Here is a 20,252-nt window from a genome sequence, read left to right as displayed (position 1 = left end):
GGTTGCTCGATGCCGTCTCAGTCGGCCGGCCCCTCGGCGCCGGTGGCTGTCTCGTGGGTCGGACGCGACCCATAGACTGGTAGGCGATATGGCTGACTACATTTACTCGATGGTTCGCGCCCGCAAAGCGGTCGGCGACAAGGTCATTCTCGACGACGTGACGATGGCGTTCCTGCCCGGGGCGAAGATCGGCGTGCTCGGCCCCAACGGCGCCGGCAAGTCGACGATCCTGAAGATCATGGCCGGGCTCGACCAGCCGTCGAATGGCGAGGCGAAGCTCACGCCCGGCTACTCGGTGGGCATCCTGATGCAGGAACCCGTGCTCGACGAGACCAAGTCGGTGCTCGAGAACGTGCAAGAGGGCGTCGGCCCGATCAAGGCGAAGCTCGACCGCTTCAACGAGATCTCTCACGCGATGGCCGAGCCCGACGCCGACTTCGATGCACTGCTCGCCGAGATGGGCGTGCTGCAGGAGGCGATCGACGCCGCGGATGCCTGGGACCTCGACTCGCAGCTCGAGCAGGCGATGGACGCACTGCGCTGCCCGCCCGGCGACGAGCGGGTCTCCGTGCTCTCCGGCGGTGAGAAGCGCCGCGTCGCGCTCTGCAAGCTCCTCCTGCAGAAGCCCGACCTGCTGCTGCTCGACGAGCCCACCAACCACCTCGACGCCGAGAGTGTGCTCTGGCTCGAACAGCACCTCGCCAAGTACCCCGGTGCCGTGCTCGCCGTCACCCACGACCGGTACTTCCTCGACCACGTCGCCGAGTGGATCTGCGAGGTCGACCGCGGCCGCCTCTACCCCTACGAGGGCAACTACTCGACCTACCTCGAGAAGAAGCAGGAGCGACTGACCGTCCAGGGCAAGAAGGACGCGAAGCTCGCCAAGCGCCTCGCGAGCGAACTCGACTGGGTGCGCTCGAACGCCAAGGGCCGGCAGGCGAAGTCGAAGGCGCGCCTCGCCCGCTACGAAGAGATGGCAGCCGAGGCCGATCGCACGAGAAAGCTCGACTTCGAGGAGATCCAGATCCCGCCGGGCCCGCGCCTGGGCGACATCGTGCTCGAAGTCAAGAACCTGCAGAAGGGCTTCGGCGACCGCACGCTCATCGAGGGCCTCAGCTTCACGCTCCCTCGCAACGGCATCGTCGGCATCATCGGACCCAACGGCGTCGGCAAGACGACGCTCTTCAAGACGATCGTCGGTCTCGAACCCATCGATGGCGGCCAGGTCAAGGTCGGCGATACCGTCGAGATCTCCTACGTCGACCAGTCGCGCGGCGGAATCGACCCGAAGAAGACGCTGTGGGAGGTGGTCTCCGACGGACTCGACTACATCCAGGTCGGCAAGACCGAGGTACCCAGCCGCGCGTACGTCTCGACCTTCGGCTTCAAGGGCCCCGACCAGCAGAAGCCCGCAGGCGTGCTCTCGGGCGGTGAGCGCAACCGCCTGAACCTCGCGCTCACGCTCAAGCAGGGCGGCAACCTGCTGCTCCTCGACGAGCCGACCAACGACCTCGACGTCGAGACGCTGTCGAGCCTCGAGAATGCGCTGCTCGAGTTCCCCGGCTGTGCCGTGGTCATCACCCACGACCGGTGGTTCCTCGACCGCATCGCCACGCACATCCTCGCCTATGAGGGCACCGACGAGAACCCGTCGTACTGGCACTGGTTCGAGGGCAACTTCGAGTCGTACGAGGCGAACAAGATCGAGCGCCTCGGGCCCGAGGCGGCGAAGCCGCACCGTTCCGCCTACCGCAAGCTGACGCGAGACTGAGATGCGACTTCACGTGCCCACCCCGTTGCGGTGGAGCGACCTCGACGCCTACGGGCACGTGAACAACGCCCGCATGCTCAGCCTTCTCGAGGAGGCGCGCATCCAGGCGTTCTGGGTGAGCGACGACACGTCCGAGCACGCCGTCGGCGCGTCGACGGCGGTGCTCGACGCGAGCCCCGGTGCGAACACGATCACGCTCATCGCGCGTCAAGAGGTCGAGTATCTCGCGCCGATCCCGTACCAGCGTCAGCCGCTCGACATCGAACTGTGGATCGGGCACATCGGCGGCGCGAGTCTCGACGTCTGCTACGAGGTCTTCTCGCCGACCGACGTCGAAGCCCGCGTGCTGTACACGCGCGCGGTCACGACGATCGTCATCGTCGACGCCGCGACCGAACGTCCGCGACGTATCAGCGAGGCCGAGCGCGCCGCGTGGGAGCCCTACCTCGAAGACCCGCTCACGTTCCGCCGCCGCTGAAGCTCAATCCTCGAGCGGAACGTCGCTGAACGATCCTTCCCAGACCGCACGGCTCCCGGCTTCGGCGATCTGCACGAGCGTCCACGTCGATCCCGCGAGCACGCCGAGTGCGGCGAGCGTGAGCACGACACCGACGACGATGCGGATACCCCGGCCCGGGCGTGCGGGCTCGTGCTCGCCCGAGCGACGCGCCGAGATCAGTTCGACGACCGCCCACGCGGCGATGACCGCGGCGAGCACGAGCAGCGCGACCAGCCACGGCACGATGTCCTCGCCGATGTCGGTGTGCTCCTCGATGAGCGGGGTCTTCGGAACCCGGTCCTCGAGCCACTTGCCGGCCTCGATCGTGACGAGGCCGAGGGGCAGCAGCACCGCGGCGCCGATGAGCGCGGGCAGCCAGAGCACGCGACGCGCTGCGGGCCATGCGGCGATGACGACGAGCAGGAGCGCAAGCAGGGGCACGAGCACGATCACGGCGTGCACGAGCAGGACGTGCAGGGGAAGTCCCGCGAATTCGTAGTCCATCAGGAGGCCGCGATGATGCGGTCACCCGACACGGCGACCGCGATCTCGGGGAGCGGGTTGATCGCGGGCCCGGTGATCACCTCTCCGGTGGCGGCGTCGTAGATCGATCCGTGGCAGGGGCAGTGGAACTCGTCGCCGGCCGCGGCGACCATGCACCCCTGATGAGTGCAGACGGCACTGAATGCGACGACTTGGCCGGCCGTCGGCTGGGAGACGAGCGCGGCCTCGCCGTTGATCGTGGCATCGATGCTGCCCCCGACCGGGACGTCGGCAAGGGCGGCGACGTCGTCTCCGGCCGCCGGCGCGTCGGGTGCGGCACTCGGATCGGTCGGAGCTTCGTCGGTCACCTCGGGAGACGGGGTCGACGGACTCGACGGGCTCGCCCCGTCAGAGCCGTCGGCCGCGCACCCGGCGAGTACCAGTGCGCCGCCGAACGCGCCGAGGGACCCGACGGTCAGTACTGCGCGTCTCGTGAGATCGGTGGGATCGGTCATCGCCTGAGCTCCTTCACCTCGCGTCGCCCGCGCACGATGCGCGTCTGATCCACCATCATGGGCCAAGCGGGCGCGTTGTGACGGGATTGCACAGCAAGAATTCAGCCGACTGCGTCAGTGAGGGGAACGCGAACCATGCCCTCCTGGGCGACGCTGGCGACCAGCACCCCACCCTGCGTGTAGATGCGGCCCAGCGTGAGACCTCGCCCACCACTCGCCGACGGCGATTCCTGGACGAAGAGCAACCACTCGTCGACCCGCGCGTCGCGGTGCCACCACATCGCGTGATCGAGGCTCGCCACTTTCAGTCCGGGCGACGACCACGCGATGCCGTGGGCGCGCAGCACGGGCTCGAGAATCGAGTAGTCGCTCGCGTAGGCGAGCGCCGCACGGTGCTGGTTGGGGTCGTCGGGGAGACGGCCGAACGCCCGCATCCACACGGCCTGGCGCGGTGCACGCTCGCCGTCGACCGTGAGGTAGATGGGCGAGGGGATGTGCCGCACGTCGAACGCCCGCTGGCTGGACCAGTACCGCGCGACATCGTGATCGAACTCGCCGAGCACATCGGCGGTCGAGGGCAGGCTCTCAGGGTCGGGCAGGTCGTCGGGCATGTCGACCTGGTGTTCGAGGCCCTCGTCATGAGTCTGGAACGACGCGATGAGCGAGAGGATCGGCTCGCCGTTCTGGTAGGCCTGTGTACGGCGGGTGGTGAATGAGCGGCCGTCATGCAGGCGATCGACCGAGAAGGTGATCGGGTGCTGCACATCGCCGGGTCTCAGGAAGTAGCCGTGCATCGAGTGGATGGTGCGATCGGTCGGCACGGTGTGCATGGCCGCTACGAGCGACTGCGCGAGCACCTGCCCGCCGAACACCCGCCCGAGCGGCATCCATTGCGAGGGCCCGGTGAAGATGTCCTCACGGGTGCGGGCGCCGGTATCGGTGAGATTCAACGTGCTCAGCAGGCCGTCGATGGGACCGTTCATCGTTCCTCCGTGTCGGTGAGCGACTGCGCCCGTCGCGTCTCGGCGCGACGCGCCCGGGGCGACGGCGCGCCCTTGGTAGTTTAGACAGCAGATGGCTCAACAACTCACGCTCGCCGACAGCCTTTCGCTCGGCGACCTGCACACCTACTTGCAACGCGCCGGCCGCGTCGAAGACGGCTCGGTGCGCCTCGTCGCCGGTTCGGGCATCCTCGCCGTCTACACGGCGATCCTCTATCCTCGCGGCATCCTCGACGAGAGCCCGACCGTGCTCGGGCTGCGCACCTTCGCCCTCGCCGATGACGCCGAGTTCGACTCGGTCGTTCCGATGCGCTCGCTCGTCGAACGCATCGTGCGCGCCCGCTCCGAGGTCGGCGACGACGAGTCGCGTGCGGTGAGCATGTCGCGCCCGCCCGAGGTGAACACGGTGACGTGGGCGGGAATCTCGCCGCCCAGGGGCGGTTGGCGAGCGCTCGGCGAGACGGATGCCGCGAGACTCGAGGCCGCCGCTCGTGCAGGCATCGACGAGGTGGCCACCGCGATCCCCGATGGCACGGGTGAGCAACTCGTGCAGCGCGTGCGCTCCGAGGTGTGGGGTCGCGGCGTCGAAGGGCTCGAGTACGTGCCCGCCGGTGCCGCGTTCGCGACCTTCAGCCTCGGCTTCCTCGGCGACGATCCGGTGGGGCTGTTCGAGACCGGGCCGTGGACGAGGCTCACGACCCGTCGCGGTCACGTGCTCGTGCGACGCAAGCCCTGGACGCTGAAGGCGTGATCGGGGCCCGCTGATCGAGGAGGCACCAGCGCCGTATCGAGTTCCGTCCGATGTCTCGATACGCTCTGCTCCTCGACCGACGGGCTTTCGAGGCGCTCGCTCTTCAGCCGCCTCAGCCCCGGGCGATCGCCCGGCCGGCGGCGCGACCGGTGAAGAGGCATCCGCCGAGGAAGGTTCCCTCGAGCGCGCGGTAGCCGTGCACGCCGCCACCGCCGAAGCCGGCGGCCTCGCCGACGGCGAAGAGCCCCGGGAGGGGCTCGCCGCCGGCGCCGAGCGCGCGCGAGTCGAGGTCGGTCTGGATGCCGCCGAGGCTCTTGCGCGTGAGGATGTGCAGCTTCACGGCGATGAGCGGACCCGCCGCGGGGTCGAGGATCCTGTGCGGGGTCGCGACGCGGATGAGCTTGTCGCCGCGGTACTTGCGAGCCCCGCGCACCGCGGTCAGCTGCAGGTCCTTCGAGAACTCGTTGTCGACCTCGCGGTCGCGCGCGACGACCTCGCGCCGGATGTTGTCGGCGTCGATCCCGACCTCGGGCGAGAGCGCTCGCATGCCGTCGAGCAATTCGTCGAGCGTGTCGGCGACGACGAAGTCGACCCCGTGCTGCTTGAACGCCTCGACCGGTGCGGGCGCCCCCGAGCCGATGCGCTGCGCGAGCAGCCTCAGGTCCTTTCCCGTGAGGTCGGGGTTCTGCTCGCTGCCCGAGAGCGCGAACTCCTTCTCGATGATCTTCTGGGTGAGCACGAACCACGAGTGATCGTGGCCGGTCGACACGATGTGCTCGAGCGTGCCCAGGGTGTCGAACCCCGGGAAGAGCGGCACGGGGAGCCGCTTGCCCTCGGCGTCGAACCAGAGCGACGACGGGCCGGGCAGGATGCGGATGCCGTGCATCGGCCACACCGGATCCCAGTTGGTGATGCCCTCGGTGTAGTGCCACATGCGATCGCCGTTCACGACTCGTGCGCCCGCCTGCTCGGCGATGGGCAGCATGCGCCCGTCGACGTGCGCGGGGACTCCCGAGAGCATCGAGGCGGGGGCGGCGCCCATGCGATCGGGCCAGTATCGCCGCACGAGTTCGTGGTTGCCGCCGATGCCGCCCGAGGCCACGACCACCGCGCCGGCGCGCAGCTCGAAGTCGCCGACGACCTCGCGATTCGACGGCTCACCGCGCTCTGCGGCATCCGCCGCGAGCATTGCGCCGCGCACGCCGACGACGGCGCCCGACTCGACGATCAATTCGTCGACGCGGTGCCGGTGCCGGAACTCGACGAGCCCGGCCGCCTCACCGGCCCGGACGCGCGCGATGAACGGGGCGAGCACGCCCGGACCCGTGCCCCACGTGATGTGGAAGCGGGGCACGGAGTTGCCGTGGCCGATCGCGTTGTAGCCGCCGCGCTCGGCCCAGCCGACGATGGGGAAGAAGCGCACGCCCTTCTCGTGCAGCCAGGCGCGCTTCTCGCCGGCCGCGAACTCGAGGTACGCGTCGGCCCAGCGGCGTCCCCATTCGTCGTCGTCGCGGTCGAACGCCGCGGTGCCGTCCCAGTCCTGCTTCGCGAGGTCGAGGGAGTCCTTGACGCCCATGCGCCGCTGCTCGGGGGAGTCGATGAGGAACAGGCCGCCGAATGACCAGTGGGCCTGGCCGCCGAGGCTCGCCGCCGGCTCCTGTTCGACGATGACGACTCGCTTGCCGGCGTCGACGAGTTCGGCGGCCGCCACGAGGCCCGAGAGTCCGGCGCCGACGATGATCGCGTCGAGCTCGGGCTCGGGCGTCGGGGCAGGGGTGCGGTCGGCAGGGGCAGGGGTTGCGGCCACGTGGACTCCTTCGTCTCGGGTGGTGCGGCGCGTCGTGGGCCGGGCAGCCCGGGGGGATCAGTCGTCGAAGGTGTTGACCATCGCGAGTGCGGCCCGTTGCAGATAATCCCACAGTGTCGCATCGGCGAGCGGCGGCAGTTCGAGCGAGTCGACGGCGGTGCGCATGTGCGCGAGCCAGCGGTCGCGGGCCTCGGGGTTGACCTTGAACGGCTGGTGCCGCAGACGCAGCCGCGGGTGCCCGCGCTGCTCGCTGTAGGTGCCGGGCCCGCCCCAGTACTGCACGAGGAACATCGTGAGCCGTTCAGCGGCGGGCCCCAGGTCTTCCTCGGGATACATCGGCCGCAGCACCGGATCGTCGGCGACCCCGCGATAGAACTCGGCGACGAGCCGCTCGAACGTCGGCCGACCGCCGACCGTCTCGTAGAACGAGACGCCGAGTGCCTCGCCGTGCTCGCTTCCGCGCACCGGCACGTCGGCGGGCGGCACCCGAGCAGGCGACTGCGCCGCGGATGTCTCGGGCTGGCGGTGTTCGGTCATGACGGGTCTCCGGTGGGCGATGTCGGCGGTTTCGGCGCACGGGGCGCTCGCGGTGCGCGCCCCGGGCGCGACTTGGCAGGGGGAGCGCCCGTGATGACGGCGCTCGGCGCGGTTCGCGGTGGTTTCGCGCCCTTGACACGGGTGGCGCCCTCGAAGCCGGTCGGCACGACGCTCGAGAGGCTCGGCAGCTTGACGTCCATGGCGTCGAGGGAGTTCTTCAACCGCATGCGCAGTTCACGCGCGACGTCGTCTTTGGCCGACGAGCGCACCTTCATGACGACGCGGATGATGAGCGCCTCTTCGCTGATCGACTCGAGACCCCAGACTTCGGGCTTCTCGAGGATGCGGGAGCGCCACTTGCCGGTCTGCGACATCTCGGTGGCGGTGCGCAGCAGCTGGGCTTCGACGGCGTCGACGTCGGTGTCGTACGGCACGGCAAGATCGAGGATGACCCGAGCCCAGCCCTGCGACATGTTGCCGACCCGCAGGATCTCGCCGTTTCGCACGAACCAGAGCGTGCCGTTCACGTCGCGCACCTTTGTGATGCGGATCTGCACGGCCTCGACGATGCCCGTCGCCGGCCCGAGGTCGACGATGTCGCCGACACCGAGCTGGTCTTCGACGACCATGAAGAGCCCGTTGAGGACGTCTTTCACGATGTTCTGCGCGCCGAAGCCGAGACCGGCGCCGATGGCGGCGGTGAGCAGGGCGAACGATCCGAGGATCGCCTCGTTGATCGTGTTGACGATCAGCAGCGTCACGATGATGAACAGGGTGACGTTGACGACGTTCGTGAGCACCGAACCGAGGGTTCGGGTGCGCTGCACGAGCCGCACCGCGGCGAGCGGTGAGGGTGAGGCCTGCAGCGCCTGCGTGTCGGTGACGTCCTGCTTCTTCTTGACGCCCGTGACGATCTGCTGCACGACGCGGTCGATGACGAAGTGCAGCGCCCACCGGATCAGCAGGGCGATCGCGATGATGACGACGATCGAGATCAGGGTGCCGAGGACGTTGTCCCAGTTCGTGACCCAGTAGTCGACGATGCCCGCCCAGAAGTCGCCGCTCACCGGGGTGGGCTCAGGCGGTGGGGACTCAGAAGCGAACATGCTGCGAAAGTCTACTGAGCCGCGACCGAGAGCTCGCTGGCATCGCGCGCCTGCGCGGCGAGGCCGCGCTCGAGCTCGGCGAGTTGCTCGCCGATGAGCCGGTGCAGCGGGGCGGGCTCGGCAACGGCCGCGAGCCAGGAGCGGGTGACGTCGGCGAGCTCATTCGTCACGAGCGGCGACGGGAAGAGCCGCGTCGCGATGATGCGGCCCATCGTGAAGCCGCGCTCGGCCCACGCCGCGTGCAGACGGTCGAAGTACTCCACAACGGTCGACCCGAGCAACTCGGGCGAGGTCGTGCGTCGCCAGCCGTCGGCGATCGCCCGAGCCAGGTCGTTCGACAGCGTGGCGTCGGTCATGACGCGCTGCCACGCGGCATCCTTCGACGCCTGATCGGGACGGGCGGCCCGGGCGGTCTCGGCGAGCTGGCGCCCCTTGGCGGTGTCGTCGCGCTGCAGGGCATCGGCGAGCTCTTCATCAGTGCCCGCGCCGAGCGCTGCACGGGCGATGACGAGCTCCCACCGCAGGTCGAGATCGACTTCGAGCCCCGGGAGCCTGATCGACCCGTCGAGCAGGCTGCCGAGCACGTCGGCGTGGGCCGCCGTCGACGCGATGCGGGTGAACGCCTTCACGAACTGCAGCTGCGTGTCGGAGCCGGCTGCCGCGAGCTCGGCGAGCGCCCAGACGGCGTCGCCGGCTTCGGCGGCGACCTGCTCGCAGTGCTCCTCGGCCAGGTATCGGCCGAGCACCGTCTCGAGGTGGTCGAGGGCGAGGCCGCGCGCCGCGGACTGCGTCTCACGGCCGATGTTCGCCACCACCAGTCGCACGAACGCGCGCGGCGCGAGTTCGGCGTCGCGGACTGCATCCCAGGCGGACCCGAGCACGACCGCACGCGCGACCGGGTCGGCGATCCCGGCGAGGTGCTCGGTGGCGACCGCGAAGGAGCGGTCGTCGAGACGCACCTTCGCGTACGTCAGGTCGTCGTCGTTCACGAGCAGCAGGTCGGGGCGCGCCAGCCCGACGAGCTCGGGCACGTCGGTGCTCGGGCCGTCGATGTCGAGTTCGACCCGATGCGTTCGGGTGAGGGCAGATCCGTCGAGCGTGTACGAGCCGATCGCGACCCGATGGGGACGCAGGGTCGGATGCTCCGTGGCCGCCGACTGCTCGACGCGTGCGGCGGTGATCGTGCCCGAGGCATCCGTTTCGACGATCGCGCGCAGCGTGTTCACCCCTGCGGTCTCGAGCCACAGCTGCGACCACCTGGTCAGTTCGCGCCCGCTCGCGCGCTCGAGTTCGTCGAGCAGGTCGCGCAGGGTCGCATTGCCGTTCGCGTGCGCGGCGAGGTAGGCGCCGACTCCGCGCTGGAACGCGTCGAGGCCGACGAACGCGACGAGCTGCTTGAGCACCGAGGCGCCCTTGTCGTAGGTGATCGCGTCGAAGTTGACCTCGACGTCGGCGAGATCGTCGATGACGGCGACGATCGGATGCGTCGACGGCAGCTGGTCCTGTTCGGCGGCGTGGGTCTTCTCGTCGCTCGCGAACGTCGCCCAGACCCCGGTGAACTCGGTGATCTGCGACGTCGCGAGCGTCGACGCCCACGTCGCGAACGACTCGTTGAGCCACAGGTCGTTCCACCACTTCATGGTGACCGAGTTGCCGAACCACATGTGGCTGAGCTCGTGCAGCACGACGATGGCCCGCTGCTCGCGCCGGGCATCGGAGACACGCGCGCGGAACAGGTACGACTCGTTGAACGTGACGGCCCCGACGTTCTCCATGGCGCCCCAGTTGTACTCGGGCACGAAGATCTGGTCGTACTTGCCGAACGGGTAGGCCACGCCGAACGCCTGCTCATAGAACGCGAGGCCGGCCTTCACCGTCTCGAACATGACGTCGGGATGGGCGTACTGGGCGAGCGAGGCGCGCGTGAAGAGCCCGAGGGGGATCTCGCGACCGTCGACACTGGTCGCCTGATCGCGCCACGACGCGTACGGGCCGGCGACGAGCGCGACGATGTAGCTCGACATGACCGGGCCGGCTTCGAACGCCCAGGTGGCGTGCTCGCCGTCGACGGCAGGCTCGGGCGTCGGCGCGTTGCTCAGGAACTCCCAGTGCGCGGGCGCCGTGACGGTGAAGCGGAATGAGGCCTTGAGGTCGGGCTGGTCGAACACCGCGAACACCCGGTTGGCCTCGGCGACCGCGAACTCGGTGTACAGGTAGGTCTCGCCGTCGACCGGGTCGACGAAGCGGTGCAGGCCCTCGCCGGTGTTCGTGTAGGCGAAGGTGCCGACCACTCTGAGCTCGTTCTCTGCAGCGAGCCCCTCGAGTCGGATGCGTGAACCGTCGCTCACCGAGAGGTCGAGCGGATGCCCGTTCAGCACGATCTCGCGCACCTCGCGCGTCGTCGCCTCGATGAAGGTCGACGTGCCCGGGGTGGCCGCGAACCGCACGATCGTCTCGCTCGAGAAGGTCTCGGCTGCGCGCGTCAGGTCGAGCGTGACGGCATAGTCGCGCACGTCGATGGTGGCGGCGCGAGCTTCGGCCTCGCTTCGGGTGAGATTGGCAGCCGGCATGGATGAGACCCCTTCGCGTCGATGTGCCCCGCCAGCCTACCGACGCTCTCCGACCGTTCCCGGTGGGATCAGCCGGTGCTCGTACGCGATGATCACCAGATGCACGCGATCGCGTGCGTCGAGCTTCTGCAGGATGCGCCCGACGTGGGTCTTCACGGTCGATTCCGAGACGTGGAAGCGCGCGGCCAGATCGGTGTTGTTGAGGCCCTCGGCGATGGCGACGAGGATCTCGCGTTCGCGCGGCGTCAGCGTGTCGAGCAGCGATGGCGTCGGCGGCGCGGCCCCGTCGGCGATCGGCAGCTCGTCGGCGAACATCTCGATCATCCTCCGGGTGACGCGCGGGGCGAGGGCGGCGTCCCCGGCGTGCACGGTGCGGATGGCGCTGACGAGCTCCTGCGGGCGCACGTCCTTCAGGAGGAAGCCGCTCGCGCCCGAGCGGATCGCCGCGAAGGCGTACTCGTCGAGGTCGAAGGTCGTGAGCACGATGACGTGCGGCGGGTGTTCACCCGCCGTCACGGCGGCGGTCGCGGCGATGCCGTCGATCCCGGGCATCCGCACGTCCATCAGCATGACGTCGATGGCCGTGGATCGTGCCAGGTCGATCGCGGCGGCGCCGTCTCCGCCCTCACCGACGACCTCGAAGTCGACCTCGGCCTCGAGCACCATGCGGAAGCCGGTGCGGACGAGCGCCTGGTCGTCGACGATCGCAATCCGGATCGGGCGCGGCTGGTCGAGGGTCATGCATCCCCTCCGGGTCGGTCGGATGTCGCGTCGAGCGTGGCACGGAGCAGCCAGCCACCGCCGGGCCGTGATCCCGCCTCGACGGTGCCGCCGTAGAGCGCGACCCGCTCACGAAGCCCGGCGAGGCCGCGGCCTGCGCCCGTCATCCGGATGGAGCGGTGCACGGCGTCATCCTCGACCGTGACCTCGATGTCGTCGTCGCGTCGCTCGATGCGGACGTCGACGTGCTGCGCTCCCGACGCGTGGCGCAGCGCGTTGGTCAGCCCCTCCTGCACGATGCGATACACGGCGAGCTGCAGTGTGGGCTCGGTGATCGCGGGCCCTGACGTCGTGAGCCGCACCGGTAACCCGGCCTCGCGGAACCCGTCGACGAGCGCGGGGATGGCGGCGACATCCGGCTGCGGCGAACGGTCGGCGGCGGCGTCGGCCGGCCCGGTCAGCACGCCCAGCATGCGGCGCATCTCGCCGAGGGCGTCGCGCCCGGCGTCGGCGACGTGTCGCATCGCGTCGGCCGCGCGCTCGGGGTCGCGCCCGGCGGTCACCGCAGATCCCTCGGCGAGGGTGATCATGACGGTCAGCCCGTGCGAGACGATGTCGTGCATCTCGCGGGCGATGCGCGAGCGCTCCTGTGCCGCGGCGAGTTCCGCCTGCTGGTCGCGTTCTCTCGCGAGGTCGTGGGCGCGGGCGATGAGCGCATCGAGGTACCGACGGCGATTGCCCACCGTCACGCCGATGAGCGTCGCGATGAGCATGAACAGCGCCAACGCGATCGACGAGCCCAGGGGTTCGAAGTCGAAGGGCTCGACGATGCGGGTGTCCCGGAGCCGAGCGGCGAGGAACGACGTCAGCGCGGCGACCCCCACCGATAGGCCGAGACCGATCCAGGCCGACCTCGACGAGTCGTAGACGGCGACCGCGTAGAGCGCGATCAGGATCGCGATGATCTCGATGGATCCCGCCGGCGCCGAGACGAGGCACACGAGCATGCCGATCCCCAGCACGATCCGGGGGCGCGTGCGTCGGAGCAGGAAGACGGCGACGGTCGCCGCGAGGATCGACGCGACCTCCACGATGGCGAACCAGACCGGGAGCCCGTCGATGACGGCCATGACGATCGCGGTGCTGATCGTCGGCACGCCGTAGATGCCGGCGATCAGTCCGTCGGTGAGCCGCGGATGCCGCGCCCAGAACTGCCGGAACACCCCGGGCGGTTTCGGCAGGCGCGGTTCGCCCCCGACCACCGCATTCGGGTGGTCGGGGGCGAGCCACGACTGGGTCATGGACAGGACTCTACGCGTCGCGCTTCACGAGCAGCGTGGCCGCGCCCGCCACTGAGGCGCCGACCCAGCCGAGGACGACGAGCAGGTCCTGCCACGCCGTCAGCGTCTCGGTGCCGGTGACCTCGGTGGGCGCGAACATGTTCGTGCCTGCCGTCGACAGCAGGTACGGGTGGATGTCCTGGGCCCACTCCGCCGGGATCAGCTGCAGCACGGTCGGCACCACCAGGATGAGCGCGAGGACGATGCCGATGCCGCCGGCGCTCGAGCGCACCATGGTGCCGACGCCGAGCGCGAAGACGGCGAGCAGCGCGAGGTACAGCGAGGCGCCGAGGATCGGCATGAAGACGTCGGGGTCGGTGAGGCTCGCCGAGACGTCGTGGCCGGCGTAGACGGCGGCCGAGACGAAGTAGGCGCCGATGCCGGCGACCAGGCTGATCAGGTAGGTCACGACGAAGAGCACGGCGGCCTTCGCGGCGAGTGCCGGCAGGCGCTTGGGCACCGCGGTGAAGGTCGAGCGGGCCATGCCGGTGCTGTACTCGCCGGTGATGACGAGCACGCCGAGCACCGCGACGACCAGCTGCGCGAGGAACACGCCGAATGTCGAGGACTGCACGAAGAGGCCGGCCTGGTCGGCAGCCGACCCGCCGGGGGCGTCGGGTGCGTTGAAGCCGCCGTTCGCGATGGTGAGCGACAGCATGAGCGCGAGTCCGAGCATGATGACGACGACGAACAGGTACGACCACACGGTCGAACGCAGGGTGCGCAGCTTGATCCACTCGGAGCGGAGGATGCCGCCGAAGCTGAGCGAGGAGGCGGGGGAGCCCGACGCGGTGCGCGGTTCTGTGGGGGTGATGGTGGTCATCGGAGTGCCTCCGTGCGGTATTCGACGGCGTCGGCGGTCAGGGCCATGTAGGCCTCCTCGAGCGACGCGTTCTTGGGAGTGAGTTCATGGATGGCGAGGGAATGCTGCGCGGCGAGGTCGCCGATGCCGGGTGCGTCGAGGCCGGTGACCTCGAGCACACCCGCCTCGGCACGCATGACGGTGATGTCGGGCCCGGCGAGCAGGTCGGCGAGCTGCGATGCGTGCGGCGAGCGCACGTGCACCCGCAAGCCGGTGCCGCCCGCGATGACGTCGGCGACGGGGGCATCGGTGATGATGCGACCCTTGCCGAGCACGATGAGGTGGTCGGCCGTGAGGGCCATCTCGCTCATGAGGTGCGACGAGAGGAAGACCGTGCGCCCTTCGGCGGCGAGGTGCCGCACGAATTGGCGCACCCACAGCACGCCCTCGGGGTCGAGACCGTTGACGGGTTCATCGAGGATGAGCGTGGCGGGATCACCGAGCATCGCAGCTGCGATGCCGAGGCGCTGGCCCATGCCGAGCGAGAACCCGCCGACGCGCTTGCGAGCGACCGACTCGAGCCCCGTGAGTTCGATGACCTCGCGCACGCGCTGTCGGCTGATTCCGTGCGTGGCGGCCATCGCCAGGAGGTGGTTCTCTGCGGTACGTCCGGTGTGCACGGCCTTCGCGTCGAGCAGCGCGCCGACCTCGCGGAGGGGGGCGCGGTGCTGCGCGTAGTGCTTGCCGTTGACCTTCACGCCGCCGTCGCTCGGACGGTCGTGGCCGACGATCATGCGCATCGTGGTCGACTTGCCGGCGCCGTTCGGGCCGAGGAAGCCGGTGACCTGGCCGGGCCGCACGGTGAACGAGATGTCGTCGACGGCGGTCTTCGCGCCGAAGCGCTTGGTGAGTCCTTCTGCAGTGATCATGACATCGAAACTACGGATGCCACGACCCGGGCACATCGGCCTCGGGAATGGTTTCGGGCGGCGGGCGATCGTACCGAGGTACGACGCCCACCGCCCCGATCACCGGTCGAGTAGCCGCGCCGGTGCCGTATCGAGACCTCGTGACGGGGTCTCGATACGCTTCGCCACCCGACCGGCGGGATGCTGCCTACTGCGCGTCGCGCGCCTGTACCGCGAGGGCGCGGTCGACGCCCGCGAGCCGCTCGATGACGAGTCGGCGCAGTGCGGGCACCTCCGGGTGCGCGTCGAGCCATGCGCGGCTCGCGTCGGCGAGCGCGCGGTTCGCGAGCGGCGACGGGTAGAGCCCATCGACCAGCTTCTCGGCGATCGCGTAGCTGCGCTCCTCCCAGATGCGCTCGAGCATCTCGAAGTAGCGCGCGACGAACGGCTCGAGCAGCGCGGGATCGGCGCGCAGGAAGCCTTCGGCGGTCTCGCGCACGACGGTGTTCGTCGCCGTGTCGACGTCGATCAGCGACGCCCAGGCGCGCTCCTTGCCCTCGGCCGTCTGGATGGCGGCGCGAGCGTGCGCGGCGGACTGCTGCCCCGTCGCCGTGTTGTCGGTCGCCAGGCGGGCATCGATCTCGGCGTCGCCGGCACGGCCTGCTGCGACGAGCGCGATCAGCAGCTCCCAGCCGAGATCGGTGTCGATCTCGAGCCCCTCGAGCGTGAGCGAACCGTTGTAGAGGGCCTCGAGGTCGTCGACGTGCGAGCCCGCCTCGGCGATCGCGGCGAAGTTCATCACGAACTGGAACTGCGCGTCGCTGCCCGGAGCCGCCTCCTGTGACAGCTTCCAGAAGCTGTCGGCGAGGGCGGCGCGCGCCTCGGCGCGACGCTCGGGCGCGGTGTACGCGCTCGCCGCGAGGTTCGCGTTGGCGAGCACGATGCGCAGGGTCGTGGACTCGGTCTCGCTTGCGATGTTGCCGAGCACGAGTGCGAGGTAGTCGCTCGCGCGGGTCTCGGCGTCGCGGGTGGCGTCCCAGACCGAGCTCCACACGAGTGCTCGCGCGAGCGGGTCTTCGATCGCAGACAGGTTCGCGAGGGCCACGCCGTGCGAGGGCTCGTCGAGGCGGATCTTCGCGTAGGCGAGGTCGTCGTCGTTCAGCAGCACGAGGTCGGGGCGTACGCGGCCGACGAGCTCGGCGACCTCGGTGCGCTCGCCGTCGACGTCGAGTTCGACGCGGTGGTCGCGCACGAGCTTGCCGCCCGAGAGGCCGTAGAACCCGATCGCGAGGCGATGCGGGCGGATGGTGGGGTGTTCCGCCGTGGCCGACTGCAGCACGGCGAAGGAGGTGATCGTGCCCGAGCCATCCGTCTCGATCTCAGGGCGCAGGGTGTTGACGCCCGCGGTCTCGAGCCAGAGCCCCGACCACGCCGAGAGATCGCGGCCGCTGGCCGTCTCGAGCTCGGCGAGCAGATCGGCGAGCGTCGTGTTGCCCCAGCTGTGCTTCTTGAAGTACGCCGAGACGCCCTCGAAGAACGCGTCGACGCCCACCCACGCGACGAGCTGCTTGAGCACCGACCCGCCCTTGGCGTACGTGATGCCGTCGAAGTTCACCTGCACGTCTTCGAGGTCGTTGATGGTCGCGACGACCGGGTGCGTCGAGGGCAGCTGGTCCTGGCGGTAGGCCCAGCTCTTCTCCATCGAGTTGAAGGTCGTCCACGCCTCGGTCCACTCGGTGGCCTCGGCGGTCGCGATCGTCGATGCCCACTCGGCGAACGACTCGTTGAGCCACAGGTCGTTCCACCACTTCATGGTGACGAGGTCGCCGAACCACATGTGCGCGAGCTCGTGCAGGATCGTGACGACGCGGCGCTCGCGCACGGCATCGGTCACCTTCGAACGGAACACGTAGAACTCGGTGAAGGTGACCGCGCCGGCGTTCTCCATGGCGCCCGCGTTGTACTCGGGCACGAACATCTGGTCGTACTTCTCGAACGGGTACGGCACGTCGAACTTCGCCTCGAAGTACTCGAAGCCCTGCTTCGTCTTCTCGAAGATGTAGTCGGCGTCGAGGTGCTCGGCGAGGCTCTTGCGGCTGAACACACCGAGAGGGATCGTGCGACCGTCGGCGCTCGTGAGCTCGTCGCGCACCACGTGGTACGGGCCGGCCACGAGCGCGGTGATGTAGCTCGAGATACGCGGCGTCGGCGAGAACGCCCAGGTGGCGGTCGACACGTCGTCGGCGCGGCGCGTCGACCTGTGCAGCTCGGGCTCGGGAGTCGGCTGATTCGACACGACTTCCCAATGCGACGGCGCCGTGAGCGTGAAGCGGAACGACGCCTTCAGGTCGGGCTGCTCGAACACCGCGAACATTCGCCGCGAATCGGGCACCTCGAACTGGGTGTAGAGGTAGACCTCGTCGTCGACGGGGTCGACGAAGCGATGCAGGCCCTCACCCGTGTTCATGTAGTTGCCGTCGGCGATGACGACGAGCTCGTTCTCGGCGGCGAGGTTCGGCAGCTGGATGCGCACGCCGTCGCTCACGTCGGCCGGGTCGAGTTCGACGCCGTTCAGCGTGACCGAGTGCACGGCCGCGGTGATCGCGTCGATGAACGTCGAGGCACCCGGTGTGGTCGCCGCGAACCGCACCGTGGTGGTGGTCTTGAACACCTCGGGACCGGTGGTGACGTCGAGCACGACATCGTAGTCGTGCACCGTCACGAGCGCCGCGCGCTCCTCGGCTTCGATTCGGGTGAGATTCTCTCCGGGCACGTGCGCTCCTTCGCATATCGACGCGGCTCGTGGCCGCAGGCAACGTGACTCAGCCTAGACCCGGCCGCGCCGTGCGCCGCAGCCGGCGTCGAGAGTAGCGTGACACCATGCGCACCAGCGTCGATTCCAACGCGCCCACTGCCGAGCGGTACCGCTCGTTCGCCGAGGTCGAGGCGCGCGGCATGTCCGCCACGTACGAGGCATGGGCGCTCGGTCTGGCAGATGACCCGGGCACGATCGCGCTCGTCGACGAACTGCCGTCGGCGAAGCGGCAGCCGAATCTCGTCTTCTCGGCCGCTCGCTTCCAGGGGGCGCCGCTCGGTCCCTACGCGGTGTTCCGCGACTGGTTGCACGCCCATTGGGTCGAGGTCCGCGCCACCGCCGAGACGCACGCCACCCAGACCAACGAGGCCGCCCGGTGCGCGCTGCACGTGCCCGCGCTCGCCGAGATCGAGGGGCCGCTCGCGCTGCTCGAGGTCGGGACATCCGCCGGTCTCTGCCTCTACCCCGACCGGTACAGCTACCGCTACCCGGGACATCCCCGGCTCGATCCGGCCGACGGGCCGAGTGAGGTGGTGCTCGACTGCGCCATCGCGGGACCGGTGCCCGTGCCCCATCGCATGCCCGACGTCGTGTGGCGCGCCGGCATCGACCTCAACCCGCTCGATGTGACCCGCCCCGACGACCTGGCCTGGCTCGACGCGCTCGTGTGGCCCGAACACGACGACCGCCGCGAGCGCCTGCGCGCGGCCGCGGGCATCGCCGCCGCCCAGCCGCCGCGCATCGTCGCTGGCGACCTCAACGCACGACTCGCCGCGCTCGCGGCCGAGGCGCCGGTCGACGCGACGCTCGTCGTCTTCCACACGGTCGTGCTGATGTATCTCGGCGAGGAAGGGCGCCGGCGTTTCGTCGAGTCGGTCGGGGCGCTGCCGGGTCACTGGCTCTCGGTGGAGCCGCGCACGGTGCTTCCGAGCGTCCGCGTGCGTGACGACGTCGCCAACGACGGCACAGACCTCGTGCTCGCGATCGACGGCGTGCAACACGCATGGGCGCAGCCCCACGGGCGCGCGCTCACCTGGGTGCCGAATCCCTAGACTTGGCCCATGCGCATCCACATCGCGACCGACCACGCCGGCCTCGAGTTCAGCCGCACGCTCGTCGACCACCTGACCAACGGCGGCCACGAGGTCGTCGACCACGGGCCGACCGGGTACGACGCGCTCGACGACTACCCGGCGTTCTGCATCAACGCGGCGCAGGCTGTCGCACGCGACCAGGCTGCGGGCGTGCGCACGCTCGGCGTGGTGTTCGGCGGGTCGGGCAACGGCGAGCAGATCGCCGCGAACAAGGTGACGGGCATCCGCGCCGCGCTCGTGTGGAGCATGGACACGGCGATCCTCGCGCGCGAGCACAACGACGCCAACGTCATCTCGATCGGTGCGCGCCAGCACACGGTCGAAGAGGCAATCCGCTACATCGACGCGTTCATCGCCGAGCCGTTCTCGGGCGACGAGCGCCACGTGCGGCGCATCGCGCAGCTCCTCGAGTACGAGACCACCGGCGATATCGCCGGCAAGGGCGTCGACCGCCTCGACGCGTAGGAGGCGCCATGCCCGAGGGCCACTCCGTCCACCGCATCACCCGCCAGTTCGAGCGCAACTTCGTCGGCCACGTCGTCAAGGCGTCGAGCCCGCAGGGTCGGTTCACCGTCGGTGCTGCCGAGATCGACGGGCGACGGATGACCGATGCCCGCGCCGTGGGAAAGCAGATGTTCCTCGGGTTCGAGGGCGGCGTGTGGCTGCGCGTGCACCTCGGCATGTACGGCGCGTGGGACTTCGCGGGCGACATCCTGATGGACGCCACGATCGCTTCGGCGAACGGCCGCATGGGGCAGACGAACCAGCAGGGCACGTTCCTCGAGGGGCCGAACCCCGACGCGGTGGTGTTCGACGCCGCGGGCGAGAACTCGCTCACCTCGATCGGGGCGCCCCGGCGCACCCGGCTGCGCATGTCGGAGTCCGAGAAGGAGGGCAACGCGCTCGACACGTTCCCGCCCGAGCCGATCGGCCAGGTGCGGGTGCGGCTGCTCACCGACACGATCGTCGCCGACCTGCGCGGCCCGACCGCGTGCGAGGTGCTCGACCCGGCACAGGTCGAGGCGGTCGTCGGCAAACTCGGTCCCGACCCGCTCATCGATGCGGGGCCCGCCGCTGAAGATCGGTTCACGCAGGTGATCCGCAAGAAGCCCACGGCGATCGCGTTGCTGCTCATGGACCAGAGCGTCGTCGCCGGCATCGGCAACGTCTACCGCGCCGAGTTGCTCTTCAGGGCGAGGCAGAACCCGCACACGCCGGGCCGACAGGTGCCCGAGGAGCATGTGCGCCACCTCTGGCACGACTGGGCGAGGCTGCTCTCGATCGGCGTCGAGACCGGTCAGATGATGACGATGGACGACCTCGAACCCGAGGCGTACCGGGCCGCCATGGCCAATCGCGACGACCGCCACTGGGTGTACAAGCGCGAGGGCCTGCCCTGCCGCGTGTGCGGAACGAACATCGTGCTCGAGGAACTCGGCGGCCGCAAGCTCTACTGGTGCCCCTACTGCCAGGCCTGACCACCGCCGGTCGAGTAGCGAAGCGTATCAAGACCCGTATCGAGACCGAAGGAAC

The 20,252-nt window shown here is 69.6% G+C and carries 18 protein-coding genes; 6 read left to right on the top strand and 12 right to left on the bottom strand.

The window, feature by feature from the left end:
* Window positions 1–88: 88 nt before the first annotated feature.
* Window positions 89–1,771 carry an energy-dependent translational throttle protein EttA gene (ettA, locus tag LSF15_RS04695; RefSeq protein WP_232497355.1) on the top strand — a complete coding sequence of 561 codons (1,683 nt, stop codon included), beginning with the start codon at window positions 89–91 and terminating at the stop codon, window positions 1,769–1,771.
* A gap of 1 nt (window position 1,772) precedes the next feature.
* Window positions 1,773–2,249, top strand: coding sequence for an acyl-CoA thioesterase (locus tag LSF15_RS04690; protein ID WP_232497354.1), 477 nt, complete (start codon window positions 1,773–1,775; stop codon window positions 2,247–2,249).
* Window positions 2,250–2,252: 3 nt separating this feature from the next.
* Here LSF15_RS04690 and LSF15_RS04685 read toward each other — a convergent pair whose 3' ends face one another.
* From LSF15_RS04685 to LSF15_RS04675, 3 genes are all read right to left on the bottom strand, one after another.
* On the bottom strand, window positions 2,253–2,774 hold the full coding sequence (locus LSF15_RS04685; protein ID WP_232497353.1) for a hypothetical protein: 522 nt from the start codon (window positions 2,772–2,774) through the stop codon (window positions 2,253–2,255).
* Window positions 2,774–3,268, bottom strand: a complete 495-nt coding sequence (locus LSF15_RS04680) for a Rieske (2Fe-2S) protein (RefSeq protein WP_232497352.1) — start codon at window positions 3,266–3,268, stop codon at window positions 2,774–2,776. Before LSF15_RS04680 ends, LSF15_RS04685 begins: the two co-directional genes overlap by 1 nt.
* Window positions 3,269–3,369: 101 nt before the next feature.
* Entirely contained in the window at window positions 3,370–4,251 is an 882-nt protein-coding gene (locus LSF15_RS04675) for an acyl-CoA thioesterase (protein ID WP_232497351.1), read from the bottom strand.
* A 91-nt stretch (window positions 4,252–4,342) separates the two neighbouring features.
* Here LSF15_RS04675 and LSF15_RS04670 point away from each other — a divergent pair, with 91 nt between their 5' ends.
* Entirely contained in the window at window positions 4,343–5,020 is a 678-nt protein-coding gene (locus LSF15_RS04670) for a DUF8185 domain-containing protein (RefSeq protein WP_232497350.1), read from the top strand.
* A gap of 112 nt (window positions 5,021–5,132) precedes the next feature.
* On the opposite strand, the gene LSF15_RS04665 is transcribed toward LSF15_RS04670, so the two are convergent.
* From LSF15_RS04665 to pepN (LSF15_RS04625), 9 genes are all read right to left on the bottom strand, one after another.
* Window positions 5,133–6,827 (bottom strand): FAD-binding dehydrogenase, encoded by a 1,695-nt coding sequence (locus LSF15_RS04665; protein ID WP_232497349.1) that lies wholly within the window; start codon window positions 6,825–6,827, stop codon window positions 5,133–5,135.
* A 57-nt stretch (window positions 6,828–6,884) separates the two neighbouring features.
* A complete protein-coding gene (locus LSF15_RS04660) occupies window positions 6,885–7,364 on the bottom strand; it encodes a globin (RefSeq protein WP_269756157.1) in 480 nt (159 codons plus the stop codon).
* Window positions 7,361–8,470: a mechanosensitive ion channel family protein gene (locus LSF15_RS04655; RefSeq protein WP_232497348.1), complete on the bottom strand. Its 1,110-nt coding sequence runs from the start codon at window positions 8,468–8,470 to the stop codon at window positions 7,361–7,363. The genes LSF15_RS04660 and LSF15_RS04655 overlap by 4 nt, the downstream gene beginning before the upstream one ends.
* 11 nt (window positions 8,471–8,481) lie before the next feature.
* On the bottom strand, window positions 8,482–11,040 hold the full coding sequence (gene pepN, locus LSF15_RS04650) for an aminopeptidase N (protein ID WP_232497347.1): 2,559 nt from the start codon (window positions 11,038–11,040) through the stop codon (window positions 8,482–8,484).
* A gap of 36 nt (window positions 11,041–11,076) precedes the next feature.
* The gene (locus LSF15_RS04645) at window positions 11,077–11,781 is read right to left on the bottom strand and encodes a response regulator (RefSeq protein WP_232497346.1); all 705 of its coding nucleotides are present in this window, start codon (window positions 11,779–11,781) and stop codon (window positions 11,077–11,079) included.
* The gene (locus tag LSF15_RS04640; RefSeq protein WP_232497345.1) at window positions 11,778–13,061 is read right to left on the bottom strand and encodes a sensor histidine kinase; all 1,284 of its coding nucleotides are present in this window, start codon (window positions 13,059–13,061) and stop codon (window positions 11,778–11,780) included. The genes LSF15_RS04645 and LSF15_RS04640 overlap by 4 nt, the downstream gene beginning before the upstream one ends.
* Window positions 13,062–13,071: 10 nt before the next feature.
* On the bottom strand, window positions 13,072–13,923 hold the full coding sequence (locus LSF15_RS04635) for an ABC transporter permease (protein WP_232497344.1): 852 nt from the start codon (window positions 13,921–13,923) through the stop codon (window positions 13,072–13,074).
* Window positions 13,920–14,831: an ABC transporter ATP-binding protein gene (locus LSF15_RS04630; RefSeq protein ID WP_232497343.1), complete on the bottom strand. Its 912-nt coding sequence runs from the start codon at window positions 14,829–14,831 to the stop codon at window positions 13,920–13,922. Before LSF15_RS04630 ends, LSF15_RS04635 begins: the two co-directional genes overlap by 4 nt.
* A 187-nt stretch (window positions 14,832–15,018) precedes the next feature.
* Window positions 15,019–17,583 carry an aminopeptidase N gene (pepN, locus tag LSF15_RS04625; RefSeq protein ID WP_232497342.1) on the bottom strand — a complete coding sequence of 855 codons (2,565 nt, stop codon included), beginning with the start codon at window positions 17,581–17,583 and terminating at the stop codon, window positions 15,019–15,021.
* A gap of 107 nt (window positions 17,584–17,690) precedes the next feature.
* On the opposite strand from pepN (LSF15_RS04625), the gene LSF15_RS04620 reads away from it, so the two are divergent.
* From LSF15_RS04620 to LSF15_RS04610, 3 genes are read left to right on the top strand one after another with little or no spacing between them, the layout of a single operon-like run.
* A complete protein-coding gene (locus LSF15_RS04620) occupies window positions 17,691–18,677 on the top strand; it encodes a DUF2332 domain-containing protein (protein WP_232497341.1) in 987 nt (328 codons plus the stop codon).
* A 9-nt stretch (window positions 18,678–18,686) separates the two neighbouring features.
* Window positions 18,687–19,184, top strand: coding sequence for a ribose-5-phosphate isomerase (locus LSF15_RS04615; RefSeq protein ID WP_232497340.1), 498 nt, complete (start codon window positions 18,687–18,689; stop codon window positions 19,182–19,184).
* An 8-nt stretch (window positions 19,185–19,192) separates the two neighbouring features.
* Window positions 19,193–20,197 (top strand): Fpg/Nei family DNA glycosylase, encoded by a 1,005-nt coding sequence (locus LSF15_RS04610; RefSeq protein ID WP_232497339.1) that lies wholly within the window; start codon window positions 19,193–19,195, stop codon window positions 20,195–20,197.
* Window positions 20,198–20,252 lie beyond the last annotated feature (55 nt).

This window comes from Agromyces humatus (assembly GCF_021228295.1).
Lineage (GTDB): Bacteria > Actinomycetota > Actinomycetes > Actinomycetales > Microbacteriaceae > Agromyces > Agromyces humatus.
This window is presented reverse-complemented; position numbering and strand designations above follow the sequence as displayed.

Coding starts and splice junctions, on each gene's coding strand:
- ettA (WP_232497355.1), top strand. CDS start 89: ATGGCTGACTACATTTACTCGATGGTTCGCGCCCGCAAAGCGGTCGGC.
- LSF15_RS04690 (WP_232497354.1), top strand. CDS start 1,773: ATGCGACTTCACGTGCCCACCCCGTTGCGGTGGAGCGACCTCGACGCC.
- LSF15_RS04685 (WP_232497353.1), bottom strand. CDS start 2,774: ATGGACTACGAATTCGCGGGACTTCCCCTGCACGTCCTGCTCGTGCAC.
- LSF15_RS04680 (WP_232497352.1), bottom strand. CDS start 3,268: ATGACCGATCCCACCGATCTCACGAGACGCGCAGTACTGACCGTCGGG.
- LSF15_RS04675 (WP_232497351.1), bottom strand. CDS start 4,251: ATGAACGGTCCCATCGACGGCCTGCTGAGCACGTTGAATCTCACCGAT.
- LSF15_RS04670 (WP_232497350.1), top strand. CDS start 4,343: ATGGCTCAACAACTCACGCTCGCCGACAGCCTTTCGCTCGGCGACCTG.
- LSF15_RS04660 (WP_269756157.1), bottom strand. CDS start 7,364: ATGACCGAACACCGCCAGCCCGAGACATCCGCGGCGCAGTCGCCTGCT.
- LSF15_RS04655 (WP_232497348.1), bottom strand. CDS start 8,470: ATGTTCGCTTCTGAGTCCCCACCGCCTGAGCCCACCCCGGTGAGCGGC.
- pepN (WP_232497347.1), bottom strand. CDS start 11,040: ATGCCGGCTGCCAATCTCACCCGAAGCGAGGCCGAAGCTCGCGCCGCC.
- LSF15_RS04645 (WP_232497346.1), bottom strand. CDS start 11,781: ATGACCCTCGACCAGCCGCGCCCGATCCGGATTGCGATCGTCGACGAC.
- LSF15_RS04640 (WP_232497345.1), bottom strand. CDS start 13,061: ATGACCCAGTCGTGGCTCGCCCCCGACCACCCGAATGCGGTGGTCGGG.
- LSF15_RS04635 (WP_232497344.1), bottom strand. CDS start 13,923: ATGACCACCATCACCCCCACAGAACCGCGCACCGCGTCGGGCTCCCCC.
- LSF15_RS04630 (WP_232497343.1), bottom strand. CDS start 14,831: ATGATCACTGCAGAAGGACTCACCAAGCGCTTCGGCGCGAAGACCGCC.
- LSF15_RS04620 (WP_232497341.1), top strand. CDS start 17,691: ATGCGCACCAGCGTCGATTCCAACGCGCCCACTGCCGAGCGGTACCGC.
- LSF15_RS04615 (WP_232497340.1), top strand. CDS start 18,687: ATGCGCATCCACATCGCGACCGACCACGCCGGCCTCGAGTTCAGCCGC.
- LSF15_RS04610 (WP_232497339.1), top strand. CDS start 19,193: ATGCCCGAGGGCCACTCCGTCCACCGCATCACCCGCCAGTTCGAGCGC.